Source organism: Gordonia otitidis NBRC 100426 (genome assembly GCF_000248075.1).
In the GTDB taxonomy this organism is placed as follows: Bacteria; Actinomycetota; Actinomycetes; order Mycobacteriales; family Mycobacteriaceae; genus Gordonia; species Gordonia otitidis.
In genome coordinates this window covers 16,286-31,179 of sequence record NZ_BAFB01000031.1, presented here as the reverse complement: position 1 = coordinate 31,179, position 14,894 = coordinate 16,286, and the positions used below count along the sequence as shown (strand labels likewise).

The 14,894-nt window shown below is 62.1% G+C and carries 16 protein-coding genes; 11 read left to right on the top strand and 5 right to left on the bottom strand.

Annotation, left to right across the window (positions count from 1 at the left end):
• The coding region (locus GOOTI_RS03340) for a membrane dipeptidase (protein ID WP_007237147.1) at window positions 1-632 on the bottom strand (632 nt) is incomplete at its 3' end.
• Window positions 629-1,369 carry an MBL fold metallo-hydrolase gene (locus tag GOOTI_RS03335; protein WP_007237146.1) on the bottom strand — a complete coding sequence of 247 codons (741 nt, stop codon included), beginning with the start codon at window positions 1,367-1,369 and terminating at the stop codon, window positions 629-631. The genes GOOTI_RS03340 and GOOTI_RS03335, both read right to left, overlap by 4 nt.
• Before the next feature lie 289 nt (window positions 1,370-1,658).
• On the opposite strand from GOOTI_RS03335, the gene GOOTI_RS03330 reads away from it, so the two are divergent.
• Window positions 1,659-2,234, top strand: a complete 576-nt coding sequence (locus tag GOOTI_RS03330) for a TetR/AcrR family transcriptional regulator (RefSeq protein ID WP_007237145.1) — start codon at window positions 1,659-1,661, stop codon at window positions 2,232-2,234.
• Window positions 2,235-2,286: 52 nt separating this feature from the next.
• Window positions 2,287-4,002, top strand: a complete 1,716-nt coding sequence (locus GOOTI_RS03325) for an acyl-CoA dehydrogenase family protein (RefSeq protein ID WP_007237144.1) — start codon at window positions 2,287-2,289, stop codon at window positions 4,000-4,002.
• Between the two features lie 105 nt (window positions 4,003-4,107).
• Here GOOTI_RS03325 and GOOTI_RS03320 read toward each other — a convergent pair whose 3' ends face one another.
• Window positions 4,108-4,995: a LysR family transcriptional regulator gene (locus GOOTI_RS03320; protein WP_233425410.1), complete on the bottom strand. Its 888-nt coding sequence runs from the start codon at window positions 4,993-4,995 to the stop codon at window positions 4,108-4,110.
• Between the two features lie 2 nt (window positions 4,996-4,997).
• Between GOOTI_RS03320 and GOOTI_RS03315 the strand changes: the two genes are divergently transcribed.
• The 5 genes from GOOTI_RS03315 (at window position 4,998) to GOOTI_RS03295 (ending at window position 9,473) form a co-directional block, all read left to right on the top strand.
• Window positions 4,998-6,290, top strand: a complete 1,293-nt coding sequence (locus GOOTI_RS03315) for a CaiB/BaiF CoA transferase family protein (RefSeq protein ID WP_217997276.1) — start codon at window positions 4,998-5,000, stop codon at window positions 6,288-6,290.
• Between the two features lie 39 nt (window positions 6,291-6,329).
• Window positions 6,330-7,250, top strand: a complete 921-nt coding sequence (locus GOOTI_RS03310; RefSeq protein WP_007237141.1) for a 3-hydroxyacyl-CoA dehydrogenase NAD-binding domain-containing protein — start codon at window positions 6,330-6,332, stop codon at window positions 7,248-7,250.
• A 487-nt stretch (window positions 7,251-7,737) separates the two neighbouring features.
• A complete protein-coding gene (locus GOOTI_RS03305; RefSeq protein ID WP_233425409.1) occupies window positions 7,738-8,265 on the top strand; it encodes an RNA polymerase sigma factor in 528 nt (175 codons plus the stop codon).
• A 23-nt stretch (window positions 8,266-8,288) separates the two neighbouring features.
• A complete protein-coding gene (locus GOOTI_RS03300; protein ID WP_007237139.1) occupies window positions 8,289-9,128 on the top strand; it encodes a GAF and ANTAR domain-containing protein in 840 nt (279 codons plus the stop codon).
• A 174-nt stretch (window positions 9,129-9,302) separates the two neighbouring features.
• Complete coding sequence (locus tag GOOTI_RS03295; RefSeq protein WP_039993249.1) at window positions 9,303-9,473, top strand: CsbD family protein; 171 nt, start codon at window positions 9,303-9,305, stop codon at window positions 9,471-9,473.
• Between the two features lie 266 nt (window positions 9,474-9,739).
• Here GOOTI_RS03295 and GOOTI_RS03290 read toward each other — a convergent pair whose 3' ends face one another.
• Window positions 9,740-10,651 (bottom strand): LysR family transcriptional regulator, encoded by a 912-nt coding sequence (locus GOOTI_RS03290; protein WP_007237137.1) that lies wholly within the window; start codon window positions 10,649-10,651, stop codon window positions 9,740-9,742.
• Between the two features lie 110 nt (window positions 10,652-10,761).
• Here GOOTI_RS03290 and GOOTI_RS03285 point away from each other — a divergent pair, with 110 nt between their 5' ends.
• The 4 genes from GOOTI_RS03285 to GOOTI_RS03270 all read left to right on the top strand — a co-directional run bounded on the left by GOOTI_RS03285 (window position 10,762) and on the right by GOOTI_RS03270 (window position 14,309).
• On the top strand, window positions 10,762-11,940 hold the full coding sequence (locus GOOTI_RS03285; protein ID WP_007237136.1) for a cytochrome P450: 1,179 nt from the start codon (window positions 10,762-10,764) through the stop codon (window positions 11,938-11,940).
• A 45-nt stretch (window positions 11,941-11,985) separates the two neighbouring features.
• On the top strand, window positions 11,986-12,969 hold the full coding sequence (locus GOOTI_RS03280) for a PDR/VanB family oxidoreductase (protein WP_007237135.1): 984 nt from the start codon (window positions 11,986-11,988) through the stop codon (window positions 12,967-12,969).
• A 67-nt stretch (window positions 12,970-13,036) separates the two neighbouring features.
• Complete coding sequence (locus GOOTI_RS03275; protein WP_007237134.1) at window positions 13,037-13,444, top strand: carboxymuconolactone decarboxylase family protein; 408 nt, start codon at window positions 13,037-13,039, stop codon at window positions 13,442-13,444.
• Window positions 13,437-14,309, top strand: coding sequence for an NAD(P)-dependent oxidoreductase (locus GOOTI_RS03270; RefSeq protein ID WP_007237133.1), 873 nt, complete (start codon window positions 13,437-13,439; stop codon window positions 14,307-14,309). The genes GOOTI_RS03275 and GOOTI_RS03270 overlap by 8 nt, the downstream gene beginning before the upstream one ends.
• A gap of 66 nt (window positions 14,310-14,375) precedes the next feature.
• Here the strand turns inward: GOOTI_RS03270 and GOOTI_RS24930 are convergent, their stop codons facing one another.
• Window positions 14,376-14,873, bottom strand: a complete 498-nt coding sequence (locus GOOTI_RS24930) for an HtaA domain-containing protein (protein WP_169315782.1) — start codon at window positions 14,871-14,873, stop codon at window positions 14,376-14,378.
• Window positions 14,874-14,894 lie beyond the last annotated feature (21 nt).

Sequence of the window (14,894 nt, the reverse complement as noted above, 5' to 3'; positions counted from 1 at the left end):
TCGGCCCGGTCTGCGTGCGCCAGATCGATGGCGATGCCGAGACTGTTCATCTCACCGACGATCTCGACGCCGAGTCCGGTGAGTCCTGCCGGCCGCGTCCCGGAACGCACGGCATGACTTCCGCGGCGGCCCGTCACCGACGTGCTGATCGTCCCCAGGTTGTTGTCGGCGTAGTGGACCAGCCCGACCAGTCGGACACCGACGTCGTACAACCGGGCAAGGCATCCGGGGTCGTCGCCGATGACATCACCGCCTTCGATCCCGAGAAGCACCTGGTGGCCGGTGTCTGCGCCGATCCCGGCCACTGTGGTCGTGATCGGCAGCCGAGCGGTGAACGCTTCGCGGCGTGAGGCGGCGAGTTGGCTGTAGACCGTATCGAGCGCAGATCGGGGCCTTCCCGCGGTCGCCATCGCATCGCCGACAGCCGTGATCACTGCCAGGTTGACTCCGCCCGTGGCCAGGGTCTCCAGCGGATCATGTGGGACGTGGGCGACCTTCTCCGCGAGACGCCTCAGCGGTCGCGGCACCACTGCCTGTGGATGCCCATGTGCGTCGGCAACTGCGCTCGTCTCCACCAGGGAGCGGGCCCGCTGCCACACCTGTGCGGGAAGCTGGACCACGGGACGCTTCACAAGGGCGCCGCATGATCGGCGAACATGTGCGCGTCGTGAGCACAGATCACGACGACGTCGCCGGTGGCGAGCTCCTGCAGTGCACTTCTCGTACGCAGACGTTCCCGGCGATTCACCTGCATCAACGTGTTGAATCCACGAATGCCCCACGGAGTAGCGGCATCACGACGCAACTCGTTCCGGTGCTGAATGGCGTCACCGACGTGGAACAGCGTGCCCGGGGCGTGAGTCGCATCTCCCGTGTGCTCGATGGCGATCCCGCTGTGACCGGGGGAGTGCCCCGGCAGCTCGACCATGACCAGTCTGCCTGCCGAGGTGTCATCGTCGAACAGGACGGGGAACCCGTGCCAACGGTCGGTGCTGGTGTCGTGAATCTCCCACTTCAGCGAGTCCCGCCAGGCCCCTTGGTATCGCCGGCGGTCCATCCGCGTTCGCGGTTCCTCTGCGCTCGTCAGCTCCATCCGACTGATATGGACTGTCGCATTGGGGAAGTCGGCGAGACCTCCGCGGTGGTCGACGTCGAGGTGTGTCATGAAGATGTGCCGGACATCGCCTACGTCGAATCCGTGCTGCTGCACCTGTGCTTTGGCAGTCACCGCCGAGGACGCCGACGGATGAAGCAGGAATGCCACATCGGCTCCCAAAGATGCTCTCGGAGAACGTGTCTGGTCTTCAGACAATCCCGTATCGACCAGAATCACGCCGTCGTCGCTTTCGATGAGCAGGCAATGACACACCGCGTGTCCTCGACGAAATACACTCCCGACGCCTTCGGCCAACCACGCCGACGGTGGGTGCAACTCCCCACAGTTCAGATGATGAATCGACACACTCTGCCCTTCCCACACGCGAAGGGAGGCCCCCGCCGTTGCGGTTATACCGATCGGTATAAGCAGTGAAATTAGCATGATCGGTATAAGCGGGCAAGGGTGTGAACCGTCAGACCATGGTGCCGGGAGCCGGTGCGCGCGTCCTGGCGATATCGTCACTGTCGGATGAGAATCGAGACCGGGAAAGGTCGAGTCAGTGGCAAGTGTGCGGGAACGGCTGATCGAAGCCACTATCGAGTTGGTCCGACGTCACGGCGTGGCGGGAGTCGGTGTCACTGAGATCGTCGCAAGCAGCAAGGTCGCCCGTCGTTCGCTGTACTGGAATTTTCCCGGCGGCAAACCCGAACTCGTCACCGCCGCAACCCGGCATGCGGGAGACGAGACCACCGAGGTTCTGCGTGCGGTGATGGAGTCCGACGACCCGCTCGGCACCTTCGTTGAGATCTGGAAAGATCTGGTGCGCGAATCGGACTTCGAAGGCGGATGCGTCGTTTCCGCAGCAGCTTTCGGCCGCCGCGACGCACCCGACGCCGCTGACGCGGCGGCCGAGATCTACACGTCCTGGACCGACATCCTCGCCGAACGCTTTCACCGAGTCGAGGGACTCGACGTCTCTGCGGCCACCGACCTTGCTGCCACCGTCGTCTCCGGCATGGAGGGAGCTCTTCTGCTCAGCCGCGCGGCCCAGAGCACGACGCCACTCGACCAGGTCGCCAACCAACTTCGCATGCTCGTCGAGGCCAACGTCTCGGCGAGCGCGCGCGAAGTATGAGGCTCCAGAGTCACGTTTCCCTGGCCACCCGTAACTGGCTAGGCTTCGGCCTATGGGCCTTTTGCTGAATCCCGCGACCAACGACTACTCGGAGTTCGACGCCGAGACGCGCCGATTGCTGCGCGCCACGATCGACTTCTTCGAGTCATACGGCAAACAGCGACTGCTGGAGGCAGACCTCAACGCCGAATGGGTCGCCGATTTCCTCGAGTTCGAGAAGAAGGAGAAGCTGTTCGCCACGTTCCTCACGCCGGCGGCATACGCCGCCGGCGACGAGGATCGACGCTGGGACGCCGCCCGCAACGCTGCGCTGAGTGAGATCCTCGGCTTCTACGGGTTGGCCTATTGGTACGCCGAACAAGTCACCATCCTCGGACTCGGCCCGATCTGGATGTCGAGCAATGAGGTTGCGAAAACCAAAGCAGCGCAGCAGCTTCTCGACGGCGAGGTGATGGCCTTCGGCCTGTCTGAACGGGCCCACGGCGCCGATGTGTACAGCACCGACATGGTGCTGACGAGTGACGACGCAGGCGGCTTCACCGCATCGGGCACCAAGTACTACATCGGTAACGGCAACGTGGCCGGGATGGTCTCGGTGTTCGGTCGCCGCGCCGACGTCGAGGGGCCCGACGGCTACGTGTTTTTCGCCGTCGACAGTCGACACGAGAACTATCACCTCATCGACAACGTCGTGCACGGACAGATGTTCGTGTCCACCTTCGAGCTCGACGACTATCCGGTCGGTCCCGATGACATCCTGCACACGGGCCCTGAAGCCTTCGCCGCTGCGTTGAACACGGTCAACGTCGGCAAGTTCAACCTGTGTCACGGCTCGGTCGGGATGTGTACGCACTCGCTGTACGAGGCGATCACCCACACCAACAACCGAATTCTCTACGGCAACCGCGTCACCGACTTCTCCCACGTGCAGGGCAACTTCGTCGACGCGTTCGCGCGGCTCAGTGCGATGAAGCTTTTCAGCAACCGCGCCGTCGACTACTTCCGGTCGGCCAGTCTCGACGACCGGCGATATCTGCTGTTCAACCCGGTGACGAAATCGAAGGTCACCTCGGAGGGCGAAACGGTGATGACGCTGCTGCTCGACGCCGTCGCTGCCAAGGGTTACGAGAAGAACACCTACTTTCACCAGGCCAACCGATTCATCGGCTGGCTGCCGCGGCTCGAGGGCACCGTCCACGTCAACGTCGGCCAGATCTTGAAGTTCATGCCCAATTACCTGTTCGGGCCGGTCGAGTATCCAGAGATCGGAACACGCCTCGACGCCTCTGACGACACGTTCTTCTTTGCACAGGGGCCCGTCGGGGGAGCGGGCAAGGTGCGCTTCGCCGACTGGACGACCCCGTACGCCGCCCGCACCGACGTAGCGAACGTCGCCGTGTTCTACGAGCAGGCACAGGCCTTACAAGCGTTGCTGCAGACCGCCGCTCCGAGCGCAGAGCAGCAGAAAGACCTCGACTTCGTCCTCACCGTCGGACATCTGTTCTCCCTCGTCGTCTACGGGCAGTTGATCTTGGAGCAGGCCGCGATCACCGGGCTCGACGACGATCTACTCAACCGGATCTTCGACTTCCAGATCCGCGACTTCTCCGGCTACGCCGTCTCACTCTATGGAAAGCCAACGGCCAAGCCGGAGCAGCAGGCATGGGCACTCGGAGCTGTCCGACGACCCGTCGCCGATGCCGAATCCTTCGACCGAGTCTGGCAGCAGGTCAAAGAGCTCGACGGGGCGTACGAGATGCCGGCCTGATCGCTGACCGACAGTAGAGCCGGGAGTGCGTCACGCACAGCCGCGTCAGCCCCCCGGGGGGAGACGGCCGCCCCGTCATCGGCACCGACGACGATCCGCACGCCCTTACGGACTCATCGAAGCGGCGAGTGCGTCGATGAGGGGGTCCAGATGGACGTCACTCGACCGGCGGATGCAACTCGTCGTGATCTTCATCGACAGATCGCTGATGGGAAGAAGTGAGATCTCCTCGGATTCAATGACCTCGCGGACCTCGGAGTCACGTGGAATGAGTGCAAACAGCGGCGCGTGGCGCAGTAACAGCAGCATTCCGCTGACATCGCTGTAGCGGACATCGGGTTCGATCTGGATGCCGCGTTCTCGCAGGTCGGAGAAGTGCTGATTGGAACGCAGGTCCCAATGGCGCGGACCGCGTAAAAAGCTCAGATCGCGCAGTTCGGCGGCGGTGATGTCGACTCGGCCGAGAACGCGACGGGCATCGACCACTACGTCGAGTTCACTCGCCCACACCAACCGATCAACCAACTGAGGGTGATTCGTCGGCATGTGGCACAGAGCAAGGTCGGTTGTGGCGTCGATCAGCTCGACTTCCATCGCCACCGAAGGGCTCTGACGCAAGCGGATGGTGAACAGATCCGACAGCTCATCGATGACTCGAGAGACACGACGCCGCTGCGCGCGTGACAGGACATCGGGAACGGTCAGGCGAACGTCGAGTCCCGACGACGGTTTGTTGACCCGCGCGGACAACGTGTCGAACTCGGTGACCAATTGCCTTGCCAGCGGGAGCAACTCGCGTCCAGCAGTGGTCAGCGCGGTGTGATGAGTTGACCGGTCGAAGAGTTTGACACCGAGTTCGGACTCCATTGATCGGATCCGCTGACTCAGCGGGGGCGTCGACATATGCAGGGACTGCGCAGCCCGAGTGAAACTCAACTCGCGAGCCACCGCCACAAAGTACCGAAGATGTCGAATCTCCACTGAAACCTCCATTGGTGTTATCGCTGCGATCATACCGAAGCAACGAACACGGTCATTCCTTTAGCGTTCCGAAGCACATACACTCGAGTGCAGGTCATCTAAGAAAGTCGGGAGACATTATGGGCGACAACGCATTTCCTTTGAACATCGACGGCAAACCAACTGGACCACTAGCCGGTGTCCGAATTGTGGATTTGTCCAAAGTGGTTCTGGGTCCGATGGCGACCCAGATCTTGGGCGACATGGGCGCCGACGTCATCAGAATCGAATCGCCAGGAGACAACGCTCGAATCTCGCCAGCCAACGTGGAGCGCAATCCAGGAATGGCCGCGCTGTACATGCAGCTCAATCGCAACAAGCGCAGCGTCACACTCGATCTCAAGGCGCCCGGCGGGGTCGATACGCTGCTGAACCTGCTGGCACAGGCCGACGTCCTGGTGACCAATATGCGGGGTCGTGCGCTGACGAAGCTCGGCATCGACTACGACAGCCTGCGGGAGCGCTTTCCTCAGTTGATCTACGCGCACGCGCAGGGATTCAACGAAACATCGAGTGCTGCGGATCGGCCCGCGTATGACGAGGTGATCCAGGCAGTGAGCGGAATCGTCAACATGCAGGAACGAGCCAATGGGAGTTTGCAGTTCCTGCCAACGTTCATCGCCGACAAGACCGTGGCACTCTATCTCGCCATCGGCGTCCTGGGTGCCGTCGTCGATCAAGTGCGCACCGGACAGGGCCAATACCTCCGAATTGCCATGGCAGATACGATGATCGCCGTCAATGCAGTCGAGCACCTAGGCGGCGAGATGTTCGTTCCGCCAGCAGGCGACGTCGGAAATCCTCTCAGCCTGAGCCAGATTCACCGCGCCATGCGGACCCGTGACGGTGGGGCGATCGCCGCCGTCGCCTATACCAATGCCGCCATCCGCCTGTTGCTCATCGGCGCCGGGCGCAACGACCGCGCAGCCGACCCCGTTTGGGACAGCGTTGCGATCGACCGCGCCGTGTTCAATTCGGGATGGGAAGAGGTGCTCGAGCACTCGACGACCAAGACCACCGCGGAGTGGGAGGAGTACCTGAATGCCCACGACATTCCCTTCGGACTGGTCACCGACATCGCCGACCTGCCCAACGACGACTATGTCCGTGAAGTGGACCTGATCGGTGAAGTCGACCATCCGACCGAGGGTCGAGTTCGCATGGTGCGCAACCCGTTGGAGTACTCCAGGACGCCGACCGACATCAGGCGACTACCGGAACAGTACGGTGCCAGCACCGCCGAAGTTCTCGGCGCCGTCCAACGCTGACAGGAGACACTATGTTCACCGGAATCGGGAGTCGATGAGATGGTCGCAAAGCAGCATTTAGGTCAACCCGCGGCGGAGACCGTCGCGATCATCGGCGTCGGAGTGATCGGTCTCGCCTGGGTGCGCCTCGCATTAGAACATGGTTGGGACGTAAGAGTATTCGATGTTCGGCCCGACGTCGCCGACGTCGTGCAGTCGACGTTCGGGCCCGACGCCGGCATCACAGTCGCGACCTCACTGGAGGACTGTGTTCGAGGTGCGACGTTCGTTCAAGAGAACGGTCCCGAGCGACTCGACGTCAAACGGGACACCATCGGCGCGCTCGTCGCCGCCACCGCCCCGTCGGTGGTGATAGCGACGTCGAGTTCATCGATCACCGCAAGTGCCATCATTGCCGACGGCATCGACGGAGCGAGAGTTCTCGTCGGTCATCCGTTCAATCCACCGGATCTCATGCCGTTGGTGGAGGTCGTTCCCTCTTCGGAGACATCGGCGTCGGCGGTGACGCGAGCGGTGGATGTCTACCGTTCGCTGGGCCGGACTCCCGTTGTCATCGGGAAGGAGATCCCGGGGTTCGTCGCCAATCGGTTGCAGGGTGTCATCTCACGTGAAGCTCGTTATCTCGTGCAACAGGGCGTTGTAAGCCCTGCCGATCTCGACACCATTCTTCAGAACTCACTCGGATTACGTTGGGCAACAATCGGATTGTTCGAGAGCAATGTACTCGGTGGTGGACCTGGGGGCATTCGCCACTTGATTTCCGGTGTCGGCGCGACGACGGGTGGGATCGAATACCACTCTCCAGCGACAGATCCGACATCAATGGAGACGCTGATCGAACAGGTCGAGGACACCTACGGTGTTGGCGAACAGACCTACGAGGCCTTGCGGGAGCGACGCGATACACGAACACGGGCCGTGCTGGCTGCTCTCGCTGCGTGCGACGAGCGCGCGGAGTAAGAACTGACACGCAACGAACATTCTGTCTCAGTTACTGGTCCGTGCTTTCGATGCGGGCCGTGCTCAGCACGAATCACGGCGCATACGATCCGCACCGACACGTAACCTTGTGCAGTGAGCGGTGCTCCATGCGTTAGAGAGCACCGCTCATGCAAGTCGCGAGGAACGGCGGAGGTTCGACGACGCGGTTCGTCGACCCGTGGCCGACGCCGACTCGTTCGACCGAGTCTGGCAGCAGGTCAAGTCGCTCGACGGGGCGCACGAGATGCCTGGCTGACAGAGGGTGCGAACGCGCGAAACACAGAAGCGGAGGGCCCTCCCGCTGAGCGTATTTCGAAGGACGCCTCGAACTGCGTCGATTGATGTGCCAAGGGCGACCCGGTATCGTGATGTCTGCCTCTTCCACGTGATGGCTTCGGAGCGGAGCTGTCGGCGGATGGAGTTCGAGGTGCGAGTAGAGGGACGAGAACGTGTCGTTATCGACGACATGGATTTGATCGAACGGGCGTCGCTGGGTGATCGAGACGCGTTTGACCAACTCGTGACCCTGTTCGGACCTCGTCTTCACGGATACGCGCGGCGTATGTTGGCCGACGAATGGAATGCCCAAGAAGTCGTCCAGGATTCGCTACTGGCTGCGTGGCTGGGCTTGAACTCGTTCCGTCGGGACAGCTCGGTGCGGACGTGGTTGTTCGCTATATGTTCGCGCAAGATCGTCGACTCGTATCGACTGCGCCTTCCGATCCCGGTGGGTGACGACTCCCTCAACCGCAACGGCCACTCCACAGTCGGACTACCGTTTCCGGAAGTGTCAAGCACTGTTTTCGTCGAAGCAGTCGAGCAGTGTCTGGCAACCCTTCCGCCACGACAGCGTGCCGCGTGGATGTTGCGGGAGGTGGAGCGGATGCCGTTCACCGAGGTGGGGAAGGTGCTGGGCCTCGCGCCGGGAGCGGCTCGTGGCCACTACGTACGTGCCCGAGAACAACTGCGGAAGTCCATGGAGGCCTGGCGATGAACGCACAAAGGCGGGGGAGTGAGATGCGCATGTCGGACATTTCGAATGAGGATCCGGCGTCGGACCCTCGGACGCGAGAGTCACTGTTGGCAGCCACACCCGACGGCGCAACCAACGGTGCCGTCGAAGTCGCTACGGCTGTTGCTGAAACGAATGCGACGCCTGCGGCGTTGGCGGCAATGCTCGTTGCCCTCGGCGGCAGCATCAACGACGAGGACGATCTCGTGGTGCTGCTCCAGCGAGTTGTCGATGTGGCTCACGAGGCCATCGACGGGGCCGAATGCACAAGCATCACCATCGCACTCGGCGGAAGAACCTACACCGCGGTACACACCGATACCCGAACCCTGCGGGTCGATCAGGGACAGTACGACGCCGACGACGGCCCCTGTCTGCATGCCGCTCGAACCGGGGAAACCGTGCTCGTCGATGTCGACGCCACCGAGCAACTGTGGCCTGAATTTGCAACAGCAGCAGCAGAAGAGAACATTCACTCGTTCCTCGCAGCGGCACTCTCAGCGCCGGATCAGCCACTGGGTGCCTTGAATCTCTACGGCAGTGCTCCCGCCGCATTCGACGCCATCGACTACGACATCCTCGAACTGCTCACCACGACCGTTTCGCGGGCGATCAGTGATTTCGCGCGCTTCAAGTCCGCGATAGAGGTCGCGGACGCGCTCCGTGCAGCGCTCAGCAACCGGGCACCCATCGAGCAGGCGAAGGGGATCATCATGGGCGAGCACGGCATTGACGCAGAGAACGCTTTTCAGATCCTCCGTTCGCAATCACAGAACACCAATCGTCGAGTACGCGATATCGCCAACGAACTCATCGCAAACAAGACCTCATCCACAGCCGACTGATCCCGCGGCGTCATGTGACACACGTCATGAGATCTGTCCGTGCACATTTGGCGGTCGACACCGACTAACCCAGATGTAACACCCAAGGTGGCATTCAGTCCGATCAGAATGCCACGACTGATAGTGGAGAAGTCCGAACCTGTTTCGGGCCCTCGAGAGGAAAGCGAGAAGTACATGAGTTTCGTCGACAAGGCCAAGAACGCCGCAGAAGACGCAGTCGGCAAGGTGAAAGAGGCTGTCGGAGACGCCACCGACAACTCCAACCTGGAGGCGGAAGGCAAGAAGGACCAGGGCTCCGCGGGCGTCAAGAAGGTGGGAGAGAACATAAAGGACACCTTCAAGTAACACCGTGACTCGGTTGCGGCTGGCCATTCATGGCCAGCCGCAACCGATCTCGCTCTGTAGCTTAGATCGAGCGACGCTTGTCAGCGGCTCCGCGTTGCCGATGGCCTCGCACCCTCCGCCGCATAGGCAGCACACAACCTCGTGGGCATTGGCCGAGGGCAATCCTGAGCGCGCATTCCTTGGTGCGCTTAGGTTTTCGGTAGCATTCTCATGCCGCCACTTCATCATGGTCGAGGACATGTCTATTTGTGGATGTCCGTTGAAATCTATTCGCGCGGCGCGGTCGCACGGACCACATCAACGAACCGTGTTGCGACTTCACTGAGTTGGCGCTTCGAGTTCCACACCAGAATTACCTCCAGCGAATCGAGCAGCGGGTCAGTACGGCGGGCGATGACACCTTCGGTGTGCATCGCGAGCACCTCGGGTGGCAGTATCGTCACGCCCATCCCGGCGCTCACCAATGGCAGAGTCGTCTGCAGGTTTTTTACCACCTTGAGTCGTGGCGGGATGACCTGCAGACTTTCCCACTGACTGTCGAGTATCTCGGCGACGCCAGGAAAGCGCGGCGTCGGCTCGGGAAGCAACCAGGTGTCGGTGGCGAGCAGGTCCAAGGGTAGTGGGTCATCCGGATATGGAAAGTCATCGTTGACCAGCGCCACCATGGCGAGGCTGCGCACGCGTTCGATGGTCATCGATCCCGAATACGCCTGCTGTACGTAGGGAAGATCGCTCGTCGCCATGATCGCCAGGTCGTAGGTGCCATTGTCGACACCGTCGAGGGTGTCGTCGGGGGTGGGATCATAGAGCGTCACCTCCACGCCGGGAGACGTGGAACCGAAACGGCGCAGGTAAGAGGGCAGGTACGTCCACGAGAACGGCATGTACACGGCGAGATGCAGGGCACCGACGGTACCTCGTCCGTGCCCCACCAACTCTCTGGCCAGATCCTGCATGTCCCGCACCAGCCGGGTTCCCCGCTCGAAAAGGTGATCACCGGCTGCGGTTGGACGGATACCCCGCGGCGTCCGCTCGAGCAATCTGACTCCGAGCTCCTTCTCCAGAGTCGCCATCGACGCGCTCAACGGGGGCTGGGTCATGCCGAGCCGTTTAGCGGCTTTCGAGATGGAGCCTTCCTGAGCAACGGCGATGAAGTAGCGGATCTGTCGAACATCCATACACAGAATATATATCACGAACCGGAATTCTCTGCGCCGGATATGTCATCTGGGTCACGTCTTTCCTATGGTGGGTACTGCGCAGTCCACATGCACGTGAAGGAGTTACCGTGACCACACACACAACCGCCACGCGCGACGACTGGAGTCCCACGACGGTCGATGAGTATCCCGCCGAGTACGCGCGACTCCGCGCCGAGGCACCGCTCGCCTACACCTGTGACTACGACGGATTCTATGGATTCATGCGTTACGCCGACGTGCAGAAGAACTCCCGGGACTGGAAGACTTACAAGAGCGGCCAGCCCTTCGTCGAGTTTCCGGAGTTCATGAAATCGATTCCGATACAGTCGAATCCCCCCCAACACACCTTCTTCCGCAAGTTCTTGCAGCAGTACTTCGTACCGGCCCGGATCGCGATGCTGGCGCCGGACATCGAGCAGATCGTCGCCGACAACCTCGACCCCCTCATCGAACGCGGAGGAGGTGACATGATCAACGAATTTGGGGTGATCGTGCCACAGCAGGTTCTCGCGAAGTTCTTGGGGCTGCCTGCCGCTGCATGGGAAACCATGGCCGACAGTCTCGCTCGTGCCGACGCCGTGCGCCATGACCTCGAGAAGCATCGAGAGATCAACAAGACCCTGTGGAATCCAACGGTTGAGGCGCTGATCGAGGATCGCCGGGTCAACCCTCAGGATCCGTCGGTCGACATCATGTCCGGAGTGCTCCAACTGCAGCCCGAAGGACGGGCAATCACGCACGAGGAGGCTGTCGCTATCGGTGTGCAGATCTTCTCCGCCGGGGCCGATACAACAACAGCTGCAATGGGTTCAATCATGGTCCACCTCGGCAACATGCAGTCGGTGCAGCAGGAACTCCGCAGCGATCCGACCCTCGTGTCCGCAGCGGTGGAAGAGGTCTTGCGACTGGCTCCGCCGCTTCACCAAACACGTCGTCATGCCACACGCGACGTCCAGGCATATGGCCAGGTGATTCCGGAGGGCGTCAAGGTGGCGCTGAACGTTTACTCCGCCAATCGCGATGAGGCCAAGTTCGACGATGGCGACACCTTCGACCTCCATCGCGCCAGGAACCCACACCTGACCTTCGGTCATGGTCCCCATCAGTGCATGGGATCGCCCATCGCGCGCGAAGAATTGCGCGCCACCCTCGAACAGATACTCGCGAAGACAGCTGGCTTCACGCTCGACGGACCTCCCGAGAGCAATGGCCGACCACTTCGCACCGGCTGGTCGCACGTCCGCGTCCACTTCGATCGGGCGTGATGCCCAACCAATTTCGCCATCGACCCACTTCCGAAAGTAGTCCACATGTCTGCACCCGCGCTCGATCGCCCCCAACACAGCACCTCAGAGCTCGCCGTCGAGGTGGTCACCCGACGCGACGTTGCCGATCGTGTCGTCGAGCTGACTCTCGCCGCACCGGACCGCGCCGACCTACCGGCGTGGACACCCGGGGCACACCTCGAACTGCACCTGCCCAACGGCCTTCGGCGGCAGTACTCGTTGTGCGGCGACCCGTCCGACCGCACGGTCTACCGCGTCGGTATCCTGCGCGAGGTCGATGGACGTGGAGGCTCCGAGTACATCCACTCGTCACTGACCATGGGGCACTCCCTTACCGTGGGCACGCCGGCCAATCACTTCGAGTTCGTGCCCGCAGAGCGGCATCTGTTTGTCGCCGGCGGCATCGGTATCACGCCACTGATGCCGATGATGCAGGTGGCGCACGATAGCGGCACACCTTGGTCTCTGGCCTACCTCGGTCGCTCGCGCTCGACCATGGCATTCGTCGACGAACTCCTGACCCGCTTTCCCGGCCACATCGACGTGCGTCCCGACGACGAGTGCGGGATCACCGACCTCGACGCGCTCGTGTCGACCGTGTTGCCCGGCACCCAAGTCCACGGGTGCGGCCCTGAAGGTATGTTGCGTGCACTCGAAACCGCCATGGCCGCCTGGCCGGCCGGGTCGTTGCGTACCGAAAGATTCGCACCAAAGGACGCGGCCGCGCTGACAGCGAGTACCGGTGCGTGCAATGTGTATTTCACCGAATCCGATATCGAGATCGAGGTCGGCGCCGATACGACCATCGTGGAAGCCGCCGAACAGGCAGGCGTGCCCGTCATCTACTCCTGCATGGAGGGGACCTGCGGCACGTGCGAGACACGCGTGGTCTGCGGTGAGATCGACCACCGCGACTCCATCCTCAGCGATGAGGAGAAGAACGCCAACGACGTGATGATGATCTGTGTTTCCCGGGCCAAGGGGGATCGGCTCGAACTCGAGCTGTGACCGCCCCGGGGCACCCCGCCACCGCCACACATCGACCGGCATCGTCCGATGCCTTGAAGGAACCGAAATGACCACTTCAACAGCCACTATCCGCCAGGACACCTACGCAGCCGGTGTCGAGATGCGCAAAAAGGTGCTGGGGGCCGAACACGTCGAGCGATCGCTGGCGAACGCGACCAAATTCGCGGCACCGATCCAGGAGCTTGTGACCGAATACTGTTGGGGCGCAGTCTGGACGCGCCCCGGGCTCGAACCGCGCACCCGAAGTCTGCTCAATCGTGCGATGCTGACGGCACTGAACAGGAACCACGAGCTGGCGGTCCACGTGAAGGGCGCGATCAACAATGGTGTCACCGTCGCGGAGATCCAGGAGGTACTGCTGCAGGCGGCCATCTATGTCGGCGTCCCGGCCTCGTTGGAGTCCTTCCGGGTCGCCGAGAAGACCCTCAGCGAACTGGGCGTCATCAATGCCTGACACGACGATCGGCTTCATCGGTCTGGGCAACATGGGTATGCCGATGGCTCGCCGACTCGTCGAGTCCGGGCACACCGTGCGGGGATTCGACGCCAACGCCACCGCGCTGGAGGTTCTTGCCTCGCACGGTGGCGTGGCCGGCGGTGACGTCACCGAGGTGGCCGACTGCGCCGACGTGCTGATCTTAATGTTGCCCAACTCCGACATCGTGGAGAAGGTGCTGATCGATGAGGGCGTGGCACAGCATGTCTCGCCGGAAGCCTTGATCGTCGACATGAGCTCCTCGGTACCGGGCAGAACACGAGCTCTCGCCGAAACCCTCGAGGACAAGTACCAGGTGCGTCTCATCGATGCGCCGGTGTCGGGAGGGGTGAAAGGTGCTGTGGCCGGGACGTTGACGATCATGGTCGGCGGCGACGACGCCGCGGTCAAGGAAGCCGAACCCGTCTTGCAGATTCTCGGACGGATGGTCCGCACCGGAGCGGTTGCCTCCGGTCATGCGCTCAAGGCGCTCAACAATCTGCTCTCTGCCACCCACCTGCTGGTGACCAGCGAGGCCATGCACATCGGTCGGCGTTTCGGGATCGACACCGAGGTGATGCTCGATGCAATCAACGGCGCCAGCGGCCGCATCGGTTCCACCGAGAACAAGTGGCCCAATTTCGTTGTCTCCGAGACATACGACTCCGGATTTGCGCTGCAGCTGATGCTCAAGGACATGCGGATCGCCCAGCAATTGGCACGCGAGGTCAACCTCAGCGTTCCGCTGACAGATCGGTCGGTCGAGTTGTGGAGCGCCGCAGCGCAGGAGTTGTCGCCGACCGCCGACCATACCGAGATCGCCCGGTGGAGCGGTCTGAGGTGAGTAGCGACCACAACTGCACGTGACACACGAGGGGGCCAGATCGCCTGGCCCCCTCGTCATCTGCTTTCACTCGACCACGCGCAGTTCCACCGGGTCGAGTCGGTCGCCGGCCGCGTAGTATCCGCCGAAGAAGTCCGCTCCGTCGGGTGCAAGCACCGCATCGAACAGTGTCGAACGCCCGCGCGCGGCCAGTATGGATAGGTGCGCCAACGTGATCCGAGGAGCGTCCGGATACATTCCCGATACGGTCATCGTCCAAGTTCCGTCCGTGTCCCGGTTAAGCCCCGGGTCCGCTATGCGGATGAATAGCATCCCCCCATGTGCCCGCAATCGGAGATCACCGCAGAAGCGGCGGATGTTGCCCGCCGTGTGATCGCTGTCGGGATGATCGCCGCTGTCAAGATGATCGCCGCTGTCGGCATTGTCGCTATCGGCCCGGCCTGGAAAGCAGAAGACGCCGGTCTCCGGGTCTAACCGGAGACCGGCGTCTGCGGAGAGCGCTCCGTCGTGCCGCGTCCGGACATAGCGGATGAGGCTGGATTTGATCGGCCACAACAAGAGCATGCTCGGCGATGCCGGCGGTCG

Bases quoted from the DNA above. Each gene is read 5' to 3' on its own strand.
- GOOTI_RS03295 (WP_039993249.1), top strand. From the start codon at position 9,303: ATGAGTTTCGTCGACAAGGCCAAGAACGCCGCAGAAGACGCAGTCGGC.
- GOOTI_RS03280 (WP_007237135.1), top strand. From the start codon at position 11,986: ATGTCTGCACCCGCGCTCGATCGCCCCCAACACAGCACCTCAGAGCTC.
- GOOTI_RS03320 (WP_233425410.1), bottom strand. From the start codon at position 4,995: ATGGAGGTTTCAGTGGAGATTCGACATCTTCGGTACTTTGTGGCGGTG.
- GOOTI_RS03275 (WP_007237134.1), top strand. From the start codon at position 13,037: ATGACCACTTCAACAGCCACTATCCGCCAGGACACCTACGCAGCCGGT.
- GOOTI_RS03325 (WP_007237144.1), top strand. From the start codon at position 2,287: ATGGGCCTTTTGCTGAATCCCGCGACCAACGACTACTCGGAGTTCGAC.
- GOOTI_RS03290 (WP_007237137.1), bottom strand. From the start codon at position 10,651: ATGGATGTTCGACAGATCCGCTACTTCATCGCCGTTGCTCAGGAAGGC.
- GOOTI_RS03305 (WP_233425409.1), top strand. From the start codon at position 7,738: ATGGATTTGATCGAACGGGCGTCGCTGGGTGATCGAGACGCGTTTGAC.
- GOOTI_RS24930 (WP_169315782.1), bottom strand. From the start codon at position 14,873: ATGCTCTTGTTGTGGCCGATCAAATCCAGCCTCATCCGCTATGTCCGG.
- GOOTI_RS03270 (WP_007237133.1), top strand. From the start codon at position 13,437: ATGCCTGACACGACGATCGGCTTCATCGGTCTGGGCAACATGGGTATG.
- GOOTI_RS03310 (WP_007237141.1), top strand. From the start codon at position 6,330: ATGGTCGCAAAGCAGCATTTAGGTCAACCCGCGGCGGAGACCGTCGCG.
- GOOTI_RS03300 (WP_007237139.1), top strand. From the start codon at position 8,289: ATGCGCATGTCGGACATTTCGAATGAGGATCCGGCGTCGGACCCTCGG.